This is a genomic window from Frankiales bacterium (assembly GCA_016125335.1).
Lineage (GTDB): Bacteria > Actinomycetota > Actinomycetes > S36-B12 > CAIYMF01 > Longivirga.
The window spans coordinates 83,217-104,418 of sequence record WGLY01000016.1 but is presented as its reverse complement, the minus strand read 5'-3'; the positions used below and the strand labels follow the sequence as shown (position 1 = coordinate 104,418).

Below are 21,202 nucleotides of genomic sequence, written 5' to 3'. Positions count from 1 at the left end.
GCCGCGCCACACCGGTCGGGTGGTGGGCAGCGGGCCGGACGGGGGCCTCAGGTCAGGGCCGGCTCGGCGGTGCCGAGCTCGCGCAGCGCGTGGTCGAGGTCGGCGTCGCGCAGCGCCACGACGTCGGCGCCCACCGCGAGGTCGGCCTCGTGGGCCGCGACCTGCTCCTCGAGCTCACGGACCCGGCGGCGCAGCCGCGCCACCTCGGCGAGGAGCTGGGCGTCCGGACCGCCCAGGTGGCCGTAGATCGCCTTGGACATCGGGTCTCCCTCGACACGTGTCTCGTTCAGGGCGCCGGACGGGCGCGCGACCGGTGCGCCGTCACCGGCGCGAGGTACGGATGCGTCGGCCGCGCTGTCGCAGGCGGCCTCGACACTCAGGGTGACAGCGGCGCTCCCGCAGCGTCAACCCGGCGGGACCGCCTGCTGCGTCACACCGGTGACGGCCCGCTCAGCGCTCCCGGAACCCGGTCTCGCCGCGCGGCGCCGACCACCGCTCGGTGACCGTGGCCACGAACCCCGGCGTCGTGCCGGAGCGCAGCGCGACGAGCAGCGCGCGGCAGCCCTCCACCGGGCCCTCGGCCACCACCTCCACCCGGCCGTCGTCGAGGTTGCGGGCCCAGCCGGTCAGCCCCAGCTCGAGCGCGCGGGCGCGGGTCCACCACCGGAACCCCACCCCCTGCACCCGCCCGCTCACCCACGCCGTGACCCGGGCCGGGCCCTCGGCCGGCGGCCCGCCGCGGGTGCCCGGCGCGCTCACGGGCGCGGGGCCCTGGGGGTGCGCTGGCACCGCGGGCACCGGTAGGACGAGCGGTTCATGAACGGCTCGCGCACGATCGGGCGACCGCACCGAGGGCACGGGCGGTCGGCCTGCCCGTAGGCGGCGAGGGAGCGGTCGAACCAGCCGGACTCGCCGTTGACGTTGACGTAGAGCGCGTCGAAGGACGTGCCGCCCTGCGCCAGGGCCTCCCCCATCACGTCGCGAGCGTGGCCGAGCAGCTCGCGGGCGCGTGCCGGGGCGAGGGCGTCCGTGGGTGCCGCCCAGTGCAGCCGGGCCCGCCAGAGGGCCTCGTCGGCGTAGATGTTGCCGATGCCCGAGGCCAGGGTCTGGTCGAGCAGGGCCCGCTTGAGCCCGGTGCGCCGGGCGCGCAGCCGGCGCACCCACGCGTCGTCGTCGAAGTCCGGGTCGAGCGGGTCGCGCGCGATGTGGGCCACCGACGCCGGCACCGCGCCGCCGCGGTCGTCCGGCACGAGCGGGTCGAGCATCAGCCCGCCGAAGGTGCGCTGGTCCACGAAGCGCAGCTCGCGGCCCCCGTCGGTGAACGCCACCCGCGCCCGCAGGTGGGTCTCGGCCGGCGCGTCGGGCGGCTGCACGAGCAGCTGGCCGCTCATCCCCAGGTGCGCCACGAGCGCCACGTCGCGGCCGTCGAGGGGCAGCCACAGGTACTTGCCGCGGCGGCTGGCGCCGGCCACGGTGCGCCCGACGAGCCTCGCCGCGAGGTCGGCGCCGCCGGCGGGGTGCCGGCGCGCGGCGCGCGGGTGGCGCACCTCGGCCTCGGCGACGGTCCGGCCGGACACCCAGCGGTCCAGGCCGCGGCGGACCACCTCGACCTCGGGGAGCTCGGGCACCTACGCGCCCTCGGCGGCCGGCGGGTCGTCGGCGTCCTGGAGCTCCGCGTACGCGGTGGACGCGGCCTGCTGCTCGGCCTCCTTCTTGCTGCGGCCCCGGCCGTCGCCGTAGAGCGCGCCGTTGACCCGCACCCGCGCGCGGAAGGACTTGGCGTGGTCCGGGCCGCTCTCGTCGACGACGTACTCCGGCACGCCGTAGGACCGGGCGGCGCACAGCTCCTGGAGGCTGGTCTTCCAGTCCAGGCCGGCCCCGAGCCCGGCGGACTCCGCGATGAGCGGGTCGAACAGCCGGTGGACGAGCCCGGTGGCGACCTCGAGGCCGCGGTCGAGGTAGACCGCGCCGATGACCGCCTCGACGGTGTCGGCGACGATCGAGGACTTGTCGCGCCCGCCGGTGGTCTCCTCGCCGCGGCCCAGCAGGAGGTGCTCCCCCAGGCGCAGCCCCCGGCCGATGCCGGCCAGCGCCTTGGCGTTGACCACCGCCGCCCGCAGCTTGGCCAGCTGGCCCTCGGGCAGGTCCGGGTGGGTGCGGTAGAGGGTGTCGGTCACCACGAGGCCCAGCACGGAGTCGCCGAGGAACTCCAGCCGCTCGTTGGTGGGCAGCCCGCCGTTCTCGTACGCGAACGAGCGGTGGGTGAGCGCCCGCTGCAGCAGCTCGCCGTCGACCGCGACGCCCAGGCGGTCGGTGAGGTCGTCCAGCGGGGGGCGCGACGGGTCGAGCGGGACGGCCGCGGTCACCGTCCACCCGCCGGGGCGAGGCGGGCGGCGAGGTCGCCGAGCGTGGTGGCCGTGGCGAGCGCGGCGTCGTCGTCGACGACGAGCGGGCTCCCCGCGGCTGCGGTCTGGTCCTCGACGGCGTCGGCCCACAGCACCCGGGCGATCGAGTCGGCACCCAGGTCGTCGAGCGGGCTGTCTGCCCGCAGGTCGTCGGCCTGGAGGTCGAGCACGACCGCGAGGGCCCGGGCCGCGACGTCGAGCGTCGGGTCGGTCCTGCCGGTCATGGGGGTCACGCTAGCCGGACACCCGGCCGCCCACCTCGCGGGTCGCCCGGGCGGGCGGCGCCGGGGCCCGGACACGCCACGACACCGGCTCGCCCCGGGGGCGCTCCGGTGTCGTGGGAGGTGTGCGGCGCGGTGCCCGCGGTGCTCGCGGGTCCGCGGCCCGGGCGGTGGCCCGGCTCAGACGTCGAGGACCTGGCGGCCGTTGTACTCGCCGTCGACGTCGACGCGGTGGGGCACCACGAACTCGACGCGGCCGTTGCGCACCACCTTGTTGATCTGCGGCAGCTTCGCCTTCCACTGCGAACGGCGGTGGCGCGTGTTGCTGCGCGAGGTCTTCCGCTTGGGGACGGCCATGGCCCTCAGCCCTCTTCCTTCTCGGTACCGATCTCTGTCTGCCCGACCGTGCCGAGGGCGCCGAGGGCGGCCCACCGCGGGTCGATCACGTCGTGCTGGTGGCCCGGGTCCTCCTCGAGGCGGAACCCGCACTGCGGGCACAGCCCCGGGCAGTCCTCCCGGCACACCGGTGCGAGCGGCAGGTCGAGCACCACCGCGTCGCGCAGCACCGGCTCGAGGTCGAGGTGATCCCCGACCACGTGGTACTGCTCGTCCTCCTCGTCGTCCTGCTCGGGCTCCACCGGGCGACCGCGCGCGTCGGTCTCCTCGTAGACGAAGAGCTCCTGCAGGTCGATCTCGAGCTCGTCGGAGACAGGGTCCAGGCAGCGGCTGCACTCGCCGGCCAGCTGCACCGTCGCCGTCCCCGACACGAGGACGCCCTCGATCACCGACTCGAGCCGGAGGTCTAGCTCGATGTCCGATCCCGGGGGCACGCCGATCGACATGATCCCGATCCCCTCCGGGGCCGGCACGGTGAGCGACACCTGCTTCATCGACCCCGCACGTCGTCCCAGCTCTCGGGTGTCGAGCACGAGAGGGGAACGGGGGTCGATCGCGGTCAGGTGACGCCTTCCGGGGCCGGGCACGGTGGGGCTCGGCCTCATGCAGGCCGACACGCCAGGGTAGCCGAGGGGGCCGGTCCGGCCCAAACCGGTCCGCGGCCGGGCTCAGCCCGGCAGCGGCCGGTCGTCCTCGTGCCCGGCCAGCTCCTCGAAGTCGTGCCGGCCGCGGATCTTGTCCCGGCCCTTCTGCACGGCGGCGATGGTCTTGTGCAGCGCCACCTCGAAGTTGGCCAGCTTGGCGTCGACGTAGTCGTCGGTCTCGCGGCGCATCCGGGCCGACTCGGCCTCGGCGACGGCGGCCCGGTAGACCTCGTGCTCGGACACCATCTCGGCCGCGTGCCGCCGGGCGTCGGCGAGGATCCCCTCGGCCTCCTCGCGCGCGGCGGCGACGATGTCCTCGCGGTTGCCGAGCAGGTCGTCGGCCTGCGCCAGCGAGTGCGGCAGCAGGGCGCGCACGTCGTCGAGCAGGTCGAGCACCTGCCCGCGGTTGACCACGCACGACGCCGACATCGGCATGGCGCGGGCGCCCTCCACCAGGGTGGAGAGCTCGTCGAGCTTGTCGTGGACGTCCACGTGGTTCCTTCGCTGTGAGGGGCGCCCGGGCGCGGGTCCGCCGCTGCTCCGGTGCTAGCCGTCGTGCCGCGCGCCCACCCGCTCGGTCAGCCGGGCGAGCACGGAGTCGGGGACCAGCCCGGACACGTCACCACCGTACGTCGCCACCTCCTTGACCAGGCTCGAGGACAGGTAGCTGTAGCGCGGGTTGGTGCTGATGAAGACGGTGTCGATCTTCGCGAGCCGGTGGTTCATCTGCGCCATCTGCAGCTCGTAGTCGAAGTCGCTGACCGCCCGCAGCCCCTTCACGATCGCCGGGATCTCGTGCTCGCGGCAGTAGTCGACCAGCAGGCCGTGGAAGGAGTCGACGACCACCGTGGGGTAGGGCGCCACGACCTCCCGGAGCATGTCCATGCGCTCCTCGACCGTGAACAGGCTGCTCTTGGTCTTGTTGATCAGGACCGCGACCGTGACCTCGTCGAAGATCTCCGCGGCGCGCACGAACACGTCGAGGTGCCCGTTGGTCACCGGGTCGAACGACCCGGGGCAGACAGCCTTGCGCACTCTCACGACCTCCTCGCGGACACCCCGGCAGCGGGTGGCTCAGGCGCCGCGACCGTACCAAAGGGCGCTCCTCACGACGGTGCCGCCGTAGCTGCGGTCGCGCAGGGGCTCGAACCCCGCCGGCCAGGCGAAGCCCTCGCCACGGCGCGCACGCTCCACCACCACGAGCGAGCCGTCGTCGAGCCAGCCGCCCTCCCCCAGGGCCGTCAGGACCTCGACCACCTCGGCGTCGGCGACCTCGTAGGGCGGGTCGGCGAACACGACGTCGTACGGCGCCCGCGCGGCGGCCGGCGGCGTGCGCGAGACGACGCTGCGCACGTCGCCGCGCACGAGCTCGGCGCCGGGCAGCGCGACCGCGGCCACGTTCGCGCGCACCACCTCCGCCGCGGCCCGGTCGCGCTCCACGAGCAGCACGTGCGCCGCGCCGCGCGAGAGGGCCTCGAGCCCCACCGCGCCGGACCCGGCGTAGAGGTCGAGCACGCGCAGGCCGCCGAGGGCGCCCAGGCGCGACTCGATCGCGCTGAACAGGGCCTCGCGCACACGGTCCGAGGTAGGCCGCGTGCCCGCCGCCGGCGGGGTCAGCCGGCGCCCGCGGGCGGCCCCCGCCACGATCCTCACGGCCGCGGCCCGCTCAGGCGCGCAGGAGGTCGTCGAGGATCTCGTCCATCCGGCCCACGAGCACCGAGAGGTGCCCGTCGCCCTCGAGCAGGTGGGCCCGGACGTCGGGCAGCCGCTCGGCCAGCCACCCGCCGTGCGCGAACGGCACCATCAGGTCCGCGCTGCCCTGCCACAGCGAGACCGGGACCTCCACCGCGGCGAGGTCGAACCCCCACGGCCGCACGAACGCGAGGTCGTCGTCGATCCAGCCGTCGACGCCCACCGACACCGCGTCGCGCATGATCGCGGCGAGGTCGTCGCCGAACTCGTCGGTGCAGTGGGCGCGGTCGACGTCGGGCAGCAGCGAGGCCATCGACTCGACCACCTGGTCGGCGGTGATCCGGGCGAGGACCGGCTGCTGCGGCTCGAGGTGGGCCCGCAGGGCCGCCTCGCCCCGCTCGGCCGCGCCGAACTCGTCGTGGTTGTCCTGACCCATGCCCTCGATCCACGCGAGCGAGCCCCACGACTCCGCGAACGGCGCGACCCCCGCGATGACGCCGACCGCGCGGAAGCGGTCCGGGCGCAGGGCGCCGCACGCCAGGGTGTGCGGCCCGCCGCCGGACCAGCCCAGCGTGACCGCCGTGCCGACGCCGAGCCCGTCGAGCACCTCGACCGCGTCGTCGACGACGTCGGCCACGGTGCGGCCCGGGCGGCGCGCGCTGTCGGCGTAGCCGGGACGCGACCACGACACCACCTGCAGGCCCCGCGCGAGGGCCGCCCGCTCGAGCACGCCGGAGATGCGGCTGCTGCCCGGCGTGCCGTGGTGGTAGACGAGGGCGGGCGCCGACGGGTCGCCGGTGCGCCTCACGTCGAGGGTGCGGCCGTCGGCGAGCGGGAGCGTCGTCATGACGGGAAACCTAGGCCCTGCGCCCCGCGGGGGCAGCCCGTGCCGGCGGTCAGGACTTGTCGAGGTAGTCGGCCCGCTCCTCGTCGAGGGTCGCGGCGACCGCGCGGGCGAGGGCGGGGTGCTCCACGAGGGTGGGGTCCTCGGCGACGATCACGCTCGCCTCCTCGCGCGCCGCCGCGATCACGTCCTCATCGCGCAACACGGAGAGCACCCGCAGGCTCGAGCGCTGCCCGGACTGCGAGACGCCGAGCACGTCGCCCTCGCGCCGTGTCTCGAGGTCGAGGCGGGACAGCTCGAAGCCGTCGAGGGTCGCGGCCACCGCGCCGAGCCGCTCGCGCGCGGGCGCGCCGGCCGGCAGGTCGGTGACGAGCAGGCACAGGCCCGGGTGCGCGCCTCGGCCCACGCGGCCGCGCAGCTGGTGCAGCTGGGAGACGCCGAAGCGGTCGGCGTCCATCACGACCATCACCGTCGCGTTGGGCACGTCGACGCCCACCTCGATGACGGTCGTGGCCACCAGCACGTCGAGGCCGTCGGCGGCGCCGGGACCCGCGGCGAAGCGGCGCATCACGTCGTCCTTCTCGTCCGGCGGCATGCGGCCGTGCAGGACGCCGACCCGGACCCCGGCCAGCTTGCCGTCGATGAGCTCCGGGGCCAGGTCCAGCACGGCGACGGGCGGCCGGTCGCCCGCGCCGCCGACGTCCTCGGCCGCGGCCCGGTCGCCGCCGATGCGCGGGCAGACGACGTAGGCCTGCCGTCCCTGGCCCACCTCCTCGACGATGCGCTCCCAGGCGCGGTCGAGGAACGCCGGCTTCTCCTGCGCGGGCACCACGTGGGTCTCGATCGGCGAGCGGCCCTGCGGCAGCTCGGTGAGCACCGAGGTCTCGAGGTCGCCGAACACCGTCATGGCGATCGTGCGCGGGATCGGCGTCGCGGTCATCACCAGCACGTGCGGCCGGCGGTCGTCTCGCGCCTTGGCCGCCAGCGCCGCCCGCTGCTCGACGCCGAACCGGTGCTGCTCGTCGACCACGACGAGCCCGAGGTCGAAGAACTGCACGGCCTGCTCGAGCAGGGCGTGCGTGCCGACGACGATGCCGGCCTCGCCGGAGGCGATGTCGAGCATCGCCTGACGCCGCCTGGCCGCGCCGGCCGACCCGGTCAGCAGCGCGACCCGGGTGCCCAGGTCGCCGCCGCCGAGCATGCCGCGCTCGGCCAGCGGGCCGAGCATGGCGGTGATCGAGCGGTGGTGCTGCTGCGCGAGCACCTCCGTGGGGGCCAGCAGCGCCGCCTGGCCGCCCGTGTCGACGACGGTGAGCATCGCGCGCAGCGCCACCAAGGTCTTGCCGGAGCCGACCTCGCCCTGCAGCAGGCGGTGCATGGGGTGCGGCCGGTCGAGGTCCTGGGCGACCACCTCGCCGACCTCCACCTGGCCGCGGGTGAGCTCGAACGGCAGGCGCCGGTCGAACGCCTCGAGCAGGCCCCCGGCGCGCGCCGGCCGGGGCACCGCCGGGAACGCGGACGCCGCGCGCCGCCGCTGCGCGAGGACGGCCTGGAGCACGAACGCCTCGTCCCAGCGCAGCCGGTCGCGGGCCCGGGCGATCTCGCGGTGGTCCTCGGGGCGGTGGATGCCGAGCAGCGCCTCGCGCAGCGAGGGCAGCCCGTGGCGCTCGCGGATCGACTCGGGGACCGGGTCGTCGAGCTCGTCGGGCAGCTGGTCGAGGACCACCCCGACGGCGCTGGCGATCTTCCAGGTCGCCAACGTCGCCGTGGCCGGGTAGACGGGGATCAGCGACCCGGCGTACCGGAGCACGGACTCGTCGCCGTCGATCGAGGACGGCGCCGCCGAGCGCGGGTCCGGGAGCAGGATGTAGTCCGGGTGGGTGAGCTGGCGGCGTCCGCGGAACACCGAGACCTTCCCGCTGAACAGGCCGGACCTGCCCGGCGCCAGCTCGCGGGCCCGCCACGACTGCTTGAAGAAGGTGAGCCGCAGCTCGCCGGTGCCGTCGGTGACGACGACCTCGAGGCGCTCGGCGCGCCGGCGCGTGCGCTGGTCGACGTAGGAGTGGGTGCTGGCCGCGGCGACCCTGGCCATCACCGTGACGTGCTCGTCCATCTCGAGCGACGCGAGGTCGGTGAGCTGCCCGCGCTCGGCGTAGCGGCGCGGGTAGTGGCGCAGCAGCTCCTCGACCGTGTGCAGCCCGAGGGCCTCGCCCAGCACCTTGGCGGTGCGCGCGCCGACCACCGGGCCGAGGCGGTCGCCCAGCGAGAGCTCGGGCATCACTCCACCCCGACGATGAGCGGCCACAGGGGCTGCCCGCCGGAGTACGCGACCACCTCCACACCGTGGTGGTCGCGGCGCATGCGGCGCTCCACCGTCGCCGCGACGTCGGCCGGGCAGTCCTCCCCCAGCACGAGCGTCACGAGCTCGCCGCCGCCCGCGTGCAGGATCCGGGTGAGGATCCGCACGGCGACGTCCTCGACCGTCTCGCCGATCTCGACGACGTCCCCCTCGACGATGCCGAGCACGTCGCCCACGCGGCACACGCCCGCGGAGGTGATCGCCTCGCGCGAGGCCACGGACACGCCGCCGTAGCGCGTGGCGCTCGCCGCCCGGGTCATGGCCACGACGTCGTCGTCGAAGCGCGTGTCGGGGTCGTGCACGGCGACCGCCGCGAGGGTCTGCACGATGGAGCGGGTGGGCACCACCGAGGCGCGCAGCCCCTCGGCGCGGGCCTCCTCCGCCGCGGCCTCCGCCACGGGCCGGCTGTCGGAGTCGCTGGGCAGCAGCACGATCTCGCGGGTGCCGGCGCGGTGCACGGCGTCGAGCATCTCCGCAGTGGACGGCGCGACGTTGGCGCGGGCGCGCACCACGGCGGCGCCGGAGGCCTCGAGCAGCGCGGCCGTGCCCGGGCCGTGGGCGACGGCCACCACCGAGCGGCCGCGGGCCAGCCCGCGCAGCGTCTCGACCTGCTCGCGCAGGTCCGTGACGCGCACCCGGTGGGGCCGGCCGGCCTCGATCCCCGCCTCGATCGCGGCGCCGACGTCGTCCACGTGGGCGTGGACGTTCCACAGGGCCGGGCCGCCGACGACCACGACCGAGTCGCCGAGGGCCACCAGGGCGGTGCGCAGGGCGTGCACCGCCGCCTCGTCGGCGTCGAGGAGGTACATGACCTCGTAGCGGCCGCCGCCGGCGTCGGGCTCGCCGTGGGCGTCGATCGGGATCGCGGGCGCGGTGGGGCCCGGGTCGCGGCGCACGCCGGTGACGGTCTCCACCAGGGCCTCGAGGACGACGACGAGCCCACGACCGCCGGCGTCGACCACGCCCGCGCGGGCGAGCACGTCGAGCTGCTCGGGCGTGCGCGCCAGCGCCTCCGCCGCGGCGTCGGCGGCCGCGGTCACGACGGCCGCCAGGCTGGTGCCCGGCCCGAGCCGTCCGACGGCGTCGGCCGCGGCGCGGGCCACGGTGAGCACGGTGCCCTCGCGCGGCTCGGCCACCGCGTCGTAGGCCGACTGCGCCGCCCGGCGGAAGGCCTGGGCGAGCACCTCGTGCTGGGCCAGGACGTCGGCGGAGAGGTCCACCGAGGACACGGTGTCGGCGAACCCGCGCACGAGCTGGCTGAGGATGATCCCGGAGTTGCCCCGGGCGCCGAGCAGGGCGCCCTGGGCGAAGGTGGCGACCGTGGCCGGCAGGTCGGCGGCGGCCTCGAGCCCGCACAGCGCCGTGCGCGCCGCGTCGAAGGTGAGGAACAGGTTGGTGCCCGTGTCGCCGTCGGGCACCGGGAAGACGTTGAGCGCGTCGATCTCGCCGCGGTGGCGCGCGAGGCCCTCGAGCCCGAGGTCGGCCCACCGGCGGATGCCGGCGGCGTCGAGACGCTCGAGCACGGTGGCGGGCTCCTCGGGATGGGCGGGGCCGCGGCGGGACCGGCCGCGCGGACCGGCCCCGGTCACGGCCGGGACGTCGTCGTGCCCGCGAGCGTAGTGTCGCCCCGCGACGCACGCCGGTGCTGCGCGCCGCCGGCCGCCGGTTTGGGGCTCGGCCGGGCGTCGCTGTAGTCTGTGCGGGCTGCCCGGTCGTCCCGGGCTCGCCCCGGCCCTCGCCGGGCGCGACGACACCCGATCTCGACCGTGAGGACTACGACTGTGGCTGCCACCTGCGACGTCTGCGGCAAGGGCCCCGGTTTCGGCCACTCGATCTCCCACTCGCACCGCCGGACCAAGCGCCGCTGGAACCCGAACATCCAGACCGTGCGCGCGATGGTGGGCGCGAGCCCCAAGAAGCTCAACGTGTGCACCTCGTGCATCAAGGCCGGCAAGGTCGCCCGCGTCTGAGCGTCCCAGGCTCCCCAGGAGGGCCGCACCCCGTCAGGGGTGCGGCCCTCCTGCCGTTCCCGGGGCCGCTGCGCCACACTGGCGCGGTGAGCGTCGAGGTCCCGATCGGCCCGGAGGGGATCCGCCTGGGCCAGTTCCTCAAGTACGCCGGCGCCGTCGAGTCCGGCGGCGAGGCCAAGTCCGTGCTCGAGGCCGGCGAGGTGACGGTGAACGGCCGGGTCGAGACCCGTCGCGGCGCGCAGCTCGGGCCGGGCGACGAGGTGTCCCTCGCCGGTCGCCGCTGGCGGCTGACCTGAGCGGCGGGCCCGCGGCGGGTCAGCCGGCGAAGTGGTCGTGCCCGGCCGCGCCGGCGTAGGGCTCGCCCCCCACGAGCACGGCCGGCTCGCCCTCGCGCACCGCGCCCACGGCGCGGAAGCCCTCGGGCAGCGTCGTCCCCGCGGGGAAGGCGGCGAGCAGGGCGTGGTCGTCGCCGCCGCCGAGCACCCAGCCCCGCGGGTCGAGGTTGAAGGCGGAGGCGGCCTCGGCCACCGGGCCGTCCGCCGGCAGCAGCCCCGGGTCGAGGTCCACCACGACGCCGCTGGCCCGGGCGAGGTGCCCGGCGTCCTGCACGAGACCGTCGGAGACGTCGATCATGGCCGTGGCCCCGGCCCGCGCCGCGGCCGGCCCGGCCGCGTAGGGCGGCTGCGGCACGCGGTGGGCGTCCACGAGCACCCGCGGCGACCGGAAGCCGCGCCCCAGCACCGCGAGGCCCGCGGCGGCCCAGCCCACCCGGCCGGCCAGCGCGACGACATCCCCGGGCCGGGCGCCCCCGCGCGTGACCGGGTCGCGGCCCTCGAGGTCCCCCAGGGCGGTCACGGCCACGACCACCGAGTCCGAGCGCACGACGTCCCCGCCCACCACGGTCGCGCCCACGAGCGCGCACTCCTCCGCCAGCCCGTCGGCGAGCCCGAGGGCCCAGTCGGCCGGGAGGTCGGGCGGGACGCCGAGCCCCACGAGGAGCACGGTGGGGCGCGCCCCGGTCGCCACGACGTCGGCCAGGTTCTGCGCCGCGGCCTTGCGCCCGACGTCGTGGGCGCTCGACCAGTCGCGGCGGAAGTGCCGGCCCTCGACGAGCAGGTCGGTCGAGGCGACCACCCGGCCGTCCGGGGCGGCCACGACCGCGGCGTCGTCGCCGGGACCCACCAGCACGTCGGCGGTGAGCGGGAACCGGCTCGCGACGGCGGCGACCAGGCCGAACTCGCCCAGCTCGCCCACCGTGCCGCGTGACCCCTCGGCCATCCCTGCCTCCTCGCCGCTCGCCGTCCGCTGCCGGGCCCCGCCCGCTGCGGGGAGCCGTGCCCGCCCGGCCGGGATCCGGTGCCCGGTCGCGCGCCGTCGGGCAGTAGTGTCCCGGGTACCGGCTCACCGGCCCCGTCCGGCCGTCCCCGGTGCGCGCCGGCGTCCGGGGTCCGCCCCCCGCCCAGACCAAGGAGGACGACCGTGGTGGTCCAGGCCTACATCCTCATCCAGACCGAGGTCGGCAAGGCGGCGAACGTCGCCGCCGAGATCGGACAGATCAAGGGCGTCACGCTCGCCGAGGACGTCACGGGGCCCTACGACGTCATCGTCCGCGCCGAGGCCCGCAGCGTCGACGAGCTCGGCAAGCTCGTCGTGGCCCGCATCCAGGCCGTCGAGGGCATCACCCGCACCCTCACCTGCCCCGTCGTGCACCTGTAGCCGGTGCCCGCCCTGCGCCTTCCGCGCCCGCTCCCGCCGCTCGGACTGCTCGCCCTCGCCGGGCTGCTCGCCGCCTGCTCGGCCGACGTCGCCGTGGCGCCGCCGGACCCGCCGCCCTCCGGCGCGGCCGCGTACGCCTGCGCCGCGCTGCACGGCCGGCTCCCCGAGCGGGTGGCCGGGGCCGACACCACCGCCACCAAGCCGCAGAGCCCCTACACGCAGGCGTGGGGCAGCCCGGCGATCGTGCTGCGCTGCGGGGTGGCGACCCCGCTGGCGCTGACCCCCACCTCGCAGCTGGTCACGGTCGACGGCGTCGACTGGCTGCCCGAGCAGCTCACCGCGGGGGTCATGTTCACGACGGTGGGCCGCGAGCTCAACATCGAGGTGAGCGTGCCCGACCACTACGCCCCCGAGGCCTCCGCGCTCACGGACCTCGCGCCGGTCATCACCGAGATGGACCCGGTCGCCGGGTCCGCGTCCCCGAGCCCCTCGGCGTCGTAGGCGCGCGACTCAGCGCAGGCCGGTGCCGCGGCGCAGCGCGTCGGCGACGAGGCGGTCGACGAGCGCGGGGTAGTCGACTCCGCTGGCGGCCCACACCCGCGGGAACATCGAGATCGCGGTGAACCCGGGCATCGTGTTGACCTCGTTCACCAGCACGCGGCCGTCGGCGGTGACGAAGAAGTCGCAGCGGGCCAGCCCCTCGCACGACAGCGCGTCGAAGGCGCGCACGGACAGCTCGCGCACCCGCTCGGACACCTCCGGGGGCAGGTCGGCCGGCACCACCAGGTCCGCGGCGTCCTCGAGGTACTTGGCCTCGAAGTCGTAGAACTCGTGGTCGCCGTGCACGACGATCTCGGCGCAGACGCTGGCCTGCGGCTCGCCGTGCTCGTCGACGAGCACACCGCACTCGACCTCCCGGGCGCCCTCCACGGCGGCCTCGACCACCACGCGCGGGTCGTGCTCGCGCGCGGCCTCGATCGCCGCGACCAGCCCCTCGGCGTCGCGCACCTTGGAGATGCCGACGCTGGAGCCGGCGCGGGCCGGCTTGACGAACAGCGGGAACCCCAGCTCCCAGGCGCGGGCGAGGGCCCCGGCGCGGTCGCGGCGCCAGTCGCGGTCGGTCACCACGGTGTAGGGCGCCTGCTCGAGCCCGGCGTGGGCGAGCAGCGCCTTCATGGCGCCCTTGTCCATGGCCGCGGCGGAGGCGAGCACCCCGGACCCGACGTAGGGGACGCCGGCCAGCTCGAGCAGCCCCTGGATCGTGCCGTCCTCGCCGTAGGGGCCGTGCAGCACGGGGAACACGACGTCGACGCCGGCGAGCGTGGCCGGCACGTCGCCGGGCGCGTGCACCTCGAGGTCGTGGCGGGTCGGGTCGCCGGCCAGCACGAGCGACACCCCGGTGGCATCCACCTCCGGCAGCTTGCCGTCGGTGATGCGCAGCCGCTCCGGGTCGTCGGCCTCGAGCACCCAGCGGCCGTCCGGGGTCAGCCCGATGGGCACGACGTCGTAGCGCCCGCGGTCGAGGGCCGACAGGACGGACCCGGCCGACACGCAGGAGATGGCGTGCTCGCTCGAGCGTCCCCCGAACACCACGGCCACCCGGATGCGCTGGTCCATCCCGCCACCCTAGGGGGGAGCCGCCCGAGCGGGTGGCGCTAGCGTCCTCGCGTGACCCACCCCACGCCCGTGTCCCCCGAGACCCTCGTCGTGGCCGCCGGCCGTCCCGAGCGCGCCCCGGACGCCCCCGTGAACACGCCCGTCGTGCTCAGCGCGACGTTCCACGCCGGCGGTCCCATCGCCTACGCGCGCACGTCCAACCCCACGTGGGAGGCGCTCGAGGAGGTCATGGGCGCCCTGGAGGGCGGCCGCGCGCTGGCCTTCGCCAGCGGCATGGGGGCGATCTCGGCGGTGCTCGACCTCGTGCCGACGGGCGGGGTGGTGGTGGTGTCGAGCCACACCTACTCCGGCGTCGCCGCCCGGCTGCGCGACCTCGAGGCCGCCGGCCGCGTCGTCGTGCGGCTCGCCCCGGTCGACGACGCCGAGTCCGTGCTGGCGTCCTGCGCCGGCGCGCACCTGCTGTGGATCGAGTCGCCCACCAACCCCGCGATGGAGGTGTGCGACCTCACGGCGGTCACCGCGGCGGCGCGCAGCCTCGGCGTGCTCACCGTGTGCGACAACACGTTCGCCGGCCCGCTCCTCCAGCGCCCCCTCGAGCTCAGCGTCGACGTCGTCGTGCACTCGGCCACCAAGTCCCTGGCCGGGCACAGCGACGTCCTCATGGGCATCGCCGTCGTGTCGGACGACGCCTACTACGACCGGCTGCTGCGCACGCGCACGCTGGTGGGGTCCATCCCCGGCCCGTTCGAGGCCTACCTGGCGCTGCGCGGGATCCGGACGCTCGCGCTGCGGGTGCGGCAGTCGCAGGCCTCCGCACTGGAGCTCGCGCGCCGGCTGCGCGAGCACCCGGCCGTCACCCGCGTGCGCTACCCGGGCCTGCCCGACGACCCCGGGCACGCGATCGCCTCACGGCAGATGCGCGGGTACGGCTCGATCGTGGCGTTCGAGACCACCGGCACGGCGGACGACGCCGAGCGCTTCTGCGAGTCGGTGCGCCTCGTGACCCACGCGACGAGCCTGGGCGGTGTCGAGACCCTCGTGGAACGGCGCCGGCGCTGGCCCGAGGAGCGTCCCGACATCCCGGAGACGCTCGTGCGCCTGTCCGTCGGGATCGAGGACGTCGAGGACCTGTGGGCCGACCTCGCGCAGGCGCTCGACACGATCGCCGCGGGCTGAGCCGCGGCTCAGCGCACCTCGGACTCGGGCTTGAGCGCGCGGCCCATGAAGTGGGTCAGCATCTCGCGGGGGTCGAGCCCGTGGTGGACGACCTCCACCACCTGCTCGGTGATCGGCAGGTCGACCCCGTTGTCGACGCCGAGCTGCAGGATCGACGCGCAGCTCTTGACGCCCTCGCAGGTCTGCGTCGCCTTCGCCGTGGCCTCCTCGATGGTCAGGCCGCGGCCGAGGTACTCGCCGAAGGTGCGGTTGCGCGAGAGGGGCGACTGGCAGGTGGCCACGAGGTCGCCGATGCCGGCCAGCCCCAGGAACGTCAGCGGCGAGGCGCCCAGCGCGACGCCGAGCCGGGTCATCTCGGCCAGGCCCCGGGTGATCAGGGCCGACTGCGCGTTCTCGCCGTAGCCCATCCCCACGGCCATGCCGTTGGCGAGGGCGATGACGTTCTTGGCCGAGCCGCCGATCTCGGTGCCGACGACGTCGGTGGTCCAGTAGGGGCGGAAGTACGCCGTCGTGCACGCGTCCGCGAGCCGCTCGGCGAGCTCGCCGTCCGGGCACGCCACGGTGGTGGCCGCGGGCTGGCGCACCATGATCTCGCGGGCCAGGTTGGGGCCGGAGACCACGGCGACCCGCTCCGCCGGGATGCCGCTGATCTGCGCGGCCACCTGGCTCATCCGCAGGGTCGTGCCCAGCTCGATGCCCTTCATGAGCGAGACCAGCACCGACTCGGCGGGCACCAGCCCGTCCCACGCGGTGAGGTTGTCGCGCAGCGACTGCGCCGGGACGGCGAGCACCACGACCTCGGCGCCGGACAGCGCCTCGCCCGCGTCCGCGGTCGCGCGCAGGGTCGCCGGCAGCTCGATGCCGGGGTGGTAGCGCGGGTTCTCGTGGGTGGCGTCGATCGTCGCGGCCAGCTGCGCCGACCGCGACCACAGGACGACGTCGTTGCCGGCGTCGATGAGCACCTGCGCGAACGCCGTGCCCCAGGAGCCGCTGCCCATCACCGCCACGCGCATCAGACCGCCCGCCCTCCCTCAGCCGCGCCGCCCTCGGCCGCCGCCCGCGCCGCCTCGGCGGCGCGGTGGGCGCGCAGGTCGAAGCGCTCCCGAGGGGCAGTCTCCCCCCGGACCTCCTCCAGGAGCGCGGTGATCGCCGCCATCAGCCGCTCCGTGGCGATCCTCAGGGTGTCGGCGTCCACCGGCCGGCCGCGCAGGTCGTCGAGGTCCACGGGCGGGCCGACGCGCACGCCCATGGTCTTGCGCGGGATGAGGCGCAGCTCGGCGGTGTAGGGGCGGATCACCGCCTGCGCGCCCCACTGCGCCATCGGCAGCAGGGGCGCCCCCGTGGCCAGGGCGATCCGGGCCGCGCCGGTCTTGCCGGTCATGGGCCACAGGCCGGGGTCGCGGCTCACCGTGCCCTCCGGGTAGACCACGACGCACTCGCCCCGGTCGAGGGCGGCCACCGCGTCGCGCACGGCGTGCACGGCGTCGGCGGTCTCGCGGTAGACCGGGATCTGGCCGGCGCCGCGGATGATCGCCCCCACCACGGGGATGCGGAACACCGCCTCCTTGGCCAGGAACCGCGGCGGGCGGCCGTTGTCGTAGAGGAAGTGCGCGCACTCCAGCGGGTCGAACCACGAGATGTGGTTCGGGCAGACGATGACGCCCTCCTGGGTGCCGTCGGGGCGCACGGTGGCCCGCAGGTGCTCGGCGCCGTGCCAGTCGCGCTTGGTCAGCGCGAGGAGGAGCGGGCGCAGGACGACGATGGCCAGGGTGTAGGAGAACCCCAGCCGCTTGCCGTGCCGCACCCTGGCCACGACGTCCTCCTCCCCGGCGGCCGCGCGCCGCGACCGACCTGCATCCTCGCACCGGCGCGCCGCCGCGTCCCGCCGCACAGGTCCGCGCGTCGGGCCCGCACGGCGATGGGACAGGATGGCGCACATGCCGCCCGTCCCCGAGCTCGAGTGGATCCTCCTGGCCCCGGTCAAGAGGCTCGAGCAGGCGAAGTCCCGGCTCTCGACCCGTCCCGCGGCGCAGCGGCGCTCGCTCGCGCTCGCGTTCGCGCTCGACTCCGTGCGCGCGATGGCCGCTGCCACGCGGGTGCGCGAGGTGGTCGTCGTCACCGACGACGAGCAGGTGCGCGGGGCGCTCACGGCGGTCGACGTCCGGTGGCTGCCCGACGGGCCCGAGCCGGGCCTCAACCCGGCCGTGGCGCACGCCGCCGACGTCGTGCGGGCGGAGCACCCGGGCGTCGGGATCGCCGTGGTGGCAGCGGATCTGCCCGCCCTGCGCTCGGACGAGGTGGACCGCGCGCTGCTCGCGGCCGCGGCCACGCCGCGCGGGTTCGTCGCGGACGCCGCCGGCACGGGCACCACGCTGCTCTCGGTGCGGCCGGGCGCGCTGCTCGACCCCCGGTTCGGGCCACGCTCGCGCGCGGCCCACGCGGCCTCCGGAGCCGTGCCGCTCTCCCCTCCCGCCGTCCCCGGGCTGCGCCGCGACGTCGACACGGAGGTCGACCTCTGGGACGCCGGGCGCCTCGGGCTCGGCAGCGCGACCGCCGCCGTGGTGGGCGCGTCGTCGCACGGGTGACGCGCGACCACGCCCAGGCACGACGGGACGGGCCGGGACCCGTGGGTCCCGGCCCGTCCGAGGTCGTGCGCGGCGCTGCTGCGCCGGTGGCCTAGCGCTTGGCGGCGCGCTTGGCCGGGGCCTTCTTGGCCGGAGCGGCCTTCTTGGCCGGGGCCTTCTTGGCGGCGGCCTTGGCCGGCGCCTTCTTGGCCGGGGCCGCCTTCTTGGCGGCGGTGCGGCGCTTGCCGGCCACGGTGGCCTTGAACTCCGCGCCCGCGCGGAACTTCGGCACCGAGGTGGCCTTGATCTTCACGGTCGCGCCGGTCTGCGGGTTGCGGCCCACGCGAGCGGCGCGGTCGGCCTTCTCGAACACGCCGAAGCCGCTGATGGCGACCTTGTCGCCCTTGGCCACGGCCTTGGTGATCTCGTCGACGAACGCCTCGATGGCCTCGCCGGCCAGCTTCTTGGTGACGTCGAGGCGAGCCGCGAGACGGTCGACGAGCTCTGCCTTGTTGACGCTCTCTGCCACGGTGTTCCTCCGGTAGGACTGCCGGACCCACCGCCCGGCTCACACGGCAACCTAACCCCGAGATGCGCGCGGATGCAGTCAGGCGCGCCGGGGATTTCCGGTGTGTCGCAACGAGTTCGGCGTGCCGTTCGTCACGCCGGGCGGTCCGTGGGCCGCCCGAGGCGCCACCCGAGCCGTTCGGAGCCCCTTCCGGGGCCTTCCGGAGGCCCCGCCGGCGTCAGCCGACGGAGGGCAGGAAGGCCGGCCGACGGGCCTCGAACGCCGTGATGCCGGCCTCGTGCTGGAGGGTGAGGCCGATGTCGTCGAGGCCCTCGAGCAGCCGCCAGCGGGTGTAGTCGTCGACGTCGAAGGGGGCCACCAGGTCGCCCGCGCGCACCTCGCGCGCCTCGAGGTCGACGGTCACCTCCGTGGCGGGCTCGGCGTCGAGGAGGTCCCAGAGCCGCTCGACGACGTCCTGCGGGACGACGGCGGTCAGCAGGCCGATCTTGCCGCTGTTGCCCCGGAAGATGTCGGCGAAGCGGGGCGAGAGCACGACGCGGAACCCGTAGTCCTGCAGCGCCCAGGCCGCGTGCTCGCGGGAGGAGCCGGTGCCGAAGTCCGGGCCGGCCACGAGCACGGAGGCGCCGGCGTACCGCGGGTCGTTGAGGACGAACGACGGGTCCTGCCGCCAGGCGGCGAACAGCGCGTCCTCGTAGCCGTGGCGGGTGATCCGCTTGAGGTACTCGGCCGGGATGATCTGGTCGGTGTCGACGTTGCTGCGGCGCAGCGGCACCGCCCTTCCGGTGTGCACGGTGAACGCGTCCATCGTGGTCTCCTCGTCGTCGGGGCGGTCAGGCGGGCAGGTCGGCGGGGGCGGCGAGGTGGCCGGCCACCGCGGTCGCCGCGGCGACCTGCGGCGAGACGAGGTGGGTGCGGCTGCCCGGCCCCTGACGGCCCTCGAAGTTGCGGTTGGACGTCGACGCGCTCCGGTGCCCCGGCGCGACCTTGTCGGCGTTCATCGCCAGGCACATGGAGCAGCCGGCGTTGCGCCACTGCGCGCCGGCGGCCTCGAACACCTTGTCGAGCCCCTCGGCCTCGGCGGCCAGGCGCACGCGCACCGAGCCCGGCACCACGAGGGCCGTGACGCCCTCCGCCACGGTGCGGCCCTCGAGCACCGCGGCCGCGGCGCGCAGGTCCTCGATCCGCCCGTTGGTGCACGAGCCGATGAAGACGGTGTCGACGGCGATCTCCTTCATCGGCGTGCCGGCGCGCAGGTCCATGTACGCCAGGGCGCGCTCGACGGCGGCGCGGTCGACCGGGTCCGTGCAGTCGTCCGGGGACGGCACCGAGGCCGAGAGCGGGACACCCTGGCCCGGGTTCGTCCCCCACGTCACGAACGGCGAGAGCGTCGAGGCGTCGATGCGCACCACGCGGTCGAAGGTCGCGTCGTCGTCGGTCACGAGGCTGCGCCAGTACGCGACGGCGGTGTCCCAGTCGTCGCCCTGCGGCGAGTGCGGGCGGCCCTCGAGGTAGTCGAAGGTGGTCTGGTCCGGCGCGACGAGACCGGCACGTGCGCCCGCCTCGATCGACATGTTGCAGACCGTCATGCGCGCCTCCATCGACAGCGCGCGGATGGCGGGGCCGCGGTACTCCAGGACGTAGCCCTGGCCGCCGCCGGTGCCGATCTCGGCGATGACCGCGAGGATGAGGTCCTTGGCGGTCACCCCCTCGGGCAGCTCGCCGTCGACCTCGATGGCCATGGTGCGGAACGGCTTGAGCGAGAGGGTCTGCGTGGCGAGCACGTGCTCGACCTCGCTGGTGCCGATGCCGAAGGCCAGCGCGCCGAACGCGCCGTGGGTGGAGGTGTGCGAGTCGCCGCACACCACGGTCATGCCGGGCTGCGTCAGCCCCAGCTGCGGACCGACCACGTGGACGATGCCCTGCTCGGTGTCGCCGAGGCTGTAGAGCGTGACGCCGAACTCCTCGGCGTTGGCGCGCAGCGCCTCGACCTGTGCCCGCGAGATCGGGTCGGCGATGGGCTTGTCGATGTCCGCGGTCGGGACGTTGTGGTCCTCGGTGGCCACGGTGAGGTCCGGCCGGCGCACGCGGCGCCCGGCGTCGCGCAGCCCGTCGAAGGCCTGCGGGCTGGTGACCTCGTGGACGAGGTGCAGGTCGATGTAGACGAGGTCGGGCTCGCCCTCGGCCCGGCGCACGACGTGCGCGTCCCAGACCTTCTCGGCCAGCGTCCTGCCCATGACCCGCTCCCTCACCGATGCGTCCTGCTGCCCGTCCTGACTTGCCATCTCGTATGGTGAGACGGCAGTATCACCACATGGACAACACTAGCGGAGTCGGCGTCCTCGACAAAGCGGCCGCGGTGCTGGGGGCGCTCGAGGCCGGGCCCCTCACCCTGGCCGGTCTCGTGCAGTCGACCGGGCTGGCCCGGCCCACCGCGCACCGCCTCGCCACGGCGCTCGAGCACCACCGGCTCGTGGCCCGCGACTTCCAGGGCCGCTTCGTGCTCGGGCCCCGACTCGCGGAGCTCGCCGCGGCCGCCGGCGAGGACCGGCTGCTCGCGGCCGCCGGCCCGGTGCTCACGGCCCTGCGCGACGCCACCGGCGAGTCGGCGCAGCTCTACCGGCGCCAGGGCGACCAGCGGATCTGCGTGGCCGCGGCCGAGCGGCTGTCCGGGCTGCGCGACACCGTGCCCCTCGGGTCGGTGCTCACGATGCACGCGGGCTCCGCGGCCCAGGTGCTGCTCGCCTGGGAGGAGCCGGAGCGGATGCACCGCGGGCTGATGGGGGCGAAGTTCAGCGCGACGACGCTGGCCGGGGTCCGCCGGCGCGGCTGGGCGCAGAGCGTGAGCGAGCGCGAGGTGGGCGTCGCGTCGGTCTCCGCGCCGGTGCGCGGGCAGGGCGGCCGCGTCGTCGCCGCCGTGTCGGTGAGCGGACCCATGGAGCGGCTCGGCCGTGCGCCGGGCCGCCTGCACGCCCAGGCCGTCGTCACGGCCGCCGCGCGGCTCACCGAGGCGCTGCGCCGCAACGGCGGCGTCTGAGCGCTGCCCGCACGGTCCGGGGCCGGGGCCGCGCA

General features: G+C 75.9%; 27 protein-coding genes. 7 read left to right on the top strand and 20 right to left on the bottom strand.

The genetic code is table 11. From position 1 onward, the window contains the following. Positions 1-47: 47 nt before the first annotated feature. The 13 genes from GC157_09765 to GC157_09705 form a co-directional block, all read right to left on the bottom strand. The gene (locus GC157_09765) at positions 48-260 is read right to left on the bottom strand and encodes a hypothetical protein (GenBank protein MBI1377751.1); all 213 of its coding nucleotides are present in this window, start codon (positions 258-260) and stop codon (positions 48-50) included. A 190-nt stretch (positions 261-450) separates the two neighbouring features. Further along, on the bottom strand, positions 451-759 hold the full coding sequence (locus tag GC157_09760) for an acylphosphatase (protein MBI1377750.1): 309 nt from the start codon (positions 757-759) through the stop codon (positions 451-453). Then, the gene (mutM, locus tag GC157_09755; GenBank protein MBI1377749.1) at positions 756-1,628 is read right to left on the bottom strand and encodes a bifunctional DNA-formamidopyrimidine glycosylase/DNA-(apurinic or apyrimidinic site) lyase; all 873 of its coding nucleotides are present in this window, start codon (positions 1,626-1,628) and stop codon (positions 756-758) included. Before mutM ends, GC157_09760 begins: the two co-directional genes overlap by 4 nt. Then, the gene (locus tag GC157_09750; protein MBI1377748.1) at positions 1,629-2,495 is read right to left on the bottom strand and encodes a ribonuclease III; all 867 of its coding nucleotides are present in this window, start codon (positions 2,493-2,495) and stop codon (positions 1,629-1,631) included. Beyond that, entirely contained in the window at positions 2,363-2,629 is a 267-nt protein-coding gene (locus tag GC157_09745; GenBank protein MBI1377747.1) for a hypothetical protein, read from the bottom strand. Before GC157_09745 ends, GC157_09750 begins: the two co-directional genes overlap by 133 nt. A 177-nt stretch (positions 2,630-2,806) precedes the next feature. Next, positions 2,807-2,983, bottom strand: a complete 177-nt coding sequence (rpmF, locus tag GC157_09740; GenBank protein ID MBI1377746.1) for a 50S ribosomal protein L32 — start codon at positions 2,981-2,983, stop codon at positions 2,807-2,809. Between the two features lie 5 nt (positions 2,984-2,988). Then, positions 2,989-3,627 carry a DUF177 domain-containing protein gene (locus tag GC157_09735; protein MBI1377745.1) on the bottom strand — a complete coding sequence of 213 codons (639 nt, stop codon included), beginning with the start codon at positions 3,625-3,627 and terminating at the stop codon, positions 2,989-2,991. A 63-nt stretch (positions 3,628-3,690) separates the two neighbouring features. After that, positions 3,691-4,158, bottom strand: coding sequence for a hypothetical protein (locus tag GC157_09730; GenBank protein ID MBI1377744.1), 468 nt, complete (start codon positions 4,156-4,158; stop codon positions 3,691-3,693). 54 nt (positions 4,159-4,212) lie between these two features. Then, positions 4,213-4,701 (bottom strand): pantetheine-phosphate adenylyltransferase, encoded by a 489-nt coding sequence (coaD, locus tag GC157_09725; GenBank protein MBI1377743.1) that lies wholly within the window; start codon positions 4,699-4,701, stop codon positions 4,213-4,215. Positions 4,702-4,740: 39 nt separating this feature from the next. Continuing rightward, a complete protein-coding gene (gene rsmD, locus GC157_09720) occupies positions 4,741-5,319 on the bottom strand; it encodes a 16S rRNA (guanine(966)-N(2))-methyltransferase RsmD (GenBank protein MBI1377742.1) in 579 nt (192 codons plus the stop codon). A 13-nt stretch (positions 5,320-5,332) separates the two neighbouring features. After that, entirely contained in the window at positions 5,333-6,205 is an 873-nt protein-coding gene (locus GC157_09715; GenBank protein ID MBI1377741.1) for an alpha/beta fold hydrolase, read from the bottom strand. Between the two features lie 49 nt (positions 6,206-6,254). Next, positions 6,255-8,480: an ATP-dependent DNA helicase RecG gene (gene recG, locus GC157_09710; GenBank protein MBI1377740.1), complete on the bottom strand. Its 2,226-nt coding sequence runs from the start codon at positions 8,478-8,480 to the stop codon at positions 6,255-6,257. Then, a complete protein-coding gene (locus GC157_09705; GenBank protein MBI1377739.1) occupies positions 8,480-10,084 on the bottom strand; it encodes a DAK2 domain-containing protein in 1,605 nt (534 codons plus the stop codon). The genes recG and GC157_09705 overlap by 1 nt, the downstream gene beginning before the upstream one ends. A 258-nt stretch (positions 10,085-10,342) precedes the next feature. On the opposite strand from GC157_09705, the gene rpmB reads away from it, so the two are divergent. Then, entirely contained in the window at positions 10,343-10,531 is a 189-nt protein-coding gene (gene rpmB, locus GC157_09700; protein ID MBI1377738.1) for a 50S ribosomal protein L28, read from the top strand. 86 nt (positions 10,532-10,617) lie between these two features. Next, a complete protein-coding gene (locus GC157_09695) occupies positions 10,618-10,827 on the top strand; it encodes an RNA-binding S4 domain-containing protein (protein ID MBI1377737.1) in 210 nt (69 codons plus the stop codon). 19 nt (positions 10,828-10,846) lie between these two features. Here the strand turns inward: GC157_09695 and GC157_09690 are convergent, their stop codons facing one another. Next, a complete protein-coding gene (locus tag GC157_09690) occupies positions 10,847-11,809 on the bottom strand; it encodes a thiamine-phosphate kinase (protein ID MBI1377736.1) in 963 nt (320 codons plus the stop codon). Positions 11,810-12,013: 204 nt separating this feature from the next. Here GC157_09690 and GC157_09685 point away from each other — a divergent pair, with 204 nt between their 5' ends. After that, entirely contained in the window at positions 12,014-12,247 is a 234-nt protein-coding gene (locus GC157_09685) for an Lrp/AsnC family transcriptional regulator (protein ID MBI1377735.1), read from the top strand. A gap of 12 nt (positions 12,248-12,259) precedes the next feature. Further along, positions 12,260-12,748, top strand: coding sequence for a DUF3515 family protein (locus GC157_09680; GenBank protein ID MBI1377734.1), 489 nt, complete (start codon positions 12,260-12,262; stop codon positions 12,746-12,748). Between the two features lie 9 nt (positions 12,749-12,757). On the opposite strand, the gene GC157_09675 is transcribed toward GC157_09680, so the two are convergent. Further along, the gene (locus GC157_09675) at positions 12,758-13,864 is read right to left on the bottom strand and encodes a D-alanine--D-alanine ligase (GenBank protein ID MBI1377733.1); all 1,107 of its coding nucleotides are present in this window, start codon (positions 13,862-13,864) and stop codon (positions 12,758-12,760) included. A gap of 51 nt (positions 13,865-13,915) precedes the next feature. On the opposite strand from GC157_09675, the gene GC157_09670 reads away from it, so the two are divergent. Continuing rightward, entirely contained in the window at positions 13,916-15,040 is a 1,125-nt protein-coding gene (locus GC157_09670; protein MBI1377732.1) for an aminotransferase class I/II-fold pyridoxal phosphate-dependent enzyme, read from the top strand. 8 nt (positions 15,041-15,048) lie between these two features. Here GC157_09670 and GC157_09665 read toward each other — a convergent pair whose 3' ends face one another. Together GC157_09665 and GC157_09660 are read right to left on the bottom strand one after the other, a co-directional pair. Continuing rightward, entirely contained in the window at positions 15,049-16,053 is a 1,005-nt protein-coding gene (locus GC157_09665; protein MBI1377731.1) for an NAD(P)H-dependent glycerol-3-phosphate dehydrogenase, read from the bottom strand. Then, positions 16,053-16,979, bottom strand: coding sequence for a 1-acyl-sn-glycerol-3-phosphate acyltransferase (locus GC157_09660; protein MBI1377730.1), 927 nt, complete (start codon positions 16,977-16,979; stop codon positions 16,053-16,055). The genes GC157_09665 and GC157_09660 overlap by 1 nt, the downstream gene beginning before the upstream one ends. Between GC157_09660 and cofC the strand changes: the two genes are divergently transcribed. Beyond that, entirely contained in the window at positions 16,969-17,625 is a 657-nt protein-coding gene (cofC, locus tag GC157_09655; GenBank protein MBI1377729.1) for a 2-phospho-L-lactate guanylyltransferase, read from the top strand. The genes GC157_09660 and cofC overlap by 11 nt on opposite strands. A 91-nt stretch (positions 17,626-17,716) precedes the next feature. Here cofC and GC157_09650 read toward each other — a convergent pair whose 3' ends face one another. The 3 genes from GC157_09650 to leuC all read right to left on the bottom strand — a co-directional run bounded on the left by GC157_09650 (position 17,717) and on the right by leuC (position 20,367). Beyond that, a complete protein-coding gene (locus GC157_09650) occupies positions 17,717-18,133 on the bottom strand; it encodes an HU family DNA-binding protein (GenBank protein MBI1377728.1) in 417 nt (138 codons plus the stop codon). Positions 18,134-18,350: 217 nt separating this feature from the next. Next, positions 18,351-18,938 carry a 3-isopropylmalate dehydratase small subunit gene (gene leuD, locus GC157_09645; protein ID MBI1377727.1) on the bottom strand — a complete coding sequence of 196 codons (588 nt, stop codon included), beginning with the start codon at positions 18,936-18,938 and terminating at the stop codon, positions 18,351-18,353. Positions 18,939-18,963: 25 nt separating this feature from the next. Further along, complete coding sequence (gene leuC / locus GC157_09640; protein ID MBI1377726.1) at positions 18,964-20,367, bottom strand: 3-isopropylmalate dehydratase large subunit; 1,404 nt, start codon at positions 20,365-20,367, stop codon at positions 18,964-18,966. 77 nt (positions 20,368-20,444) lie between these two features. Between leuC and GC157_09635 the strand changes: the two genes are divergently transcribed. After that, positions 20,445-21,167, top strand: a complete 723-nt coding sequence (locus GC157_09635) for a helix-turn-helix domain-containing protein (GenBank protein ID MBI1377725.1) — start codon at positions 20,445-20,447, stop codon at positions 21,165-21,167. Positions 21,168-21,202: the final 35 nt, after the last annotated feature.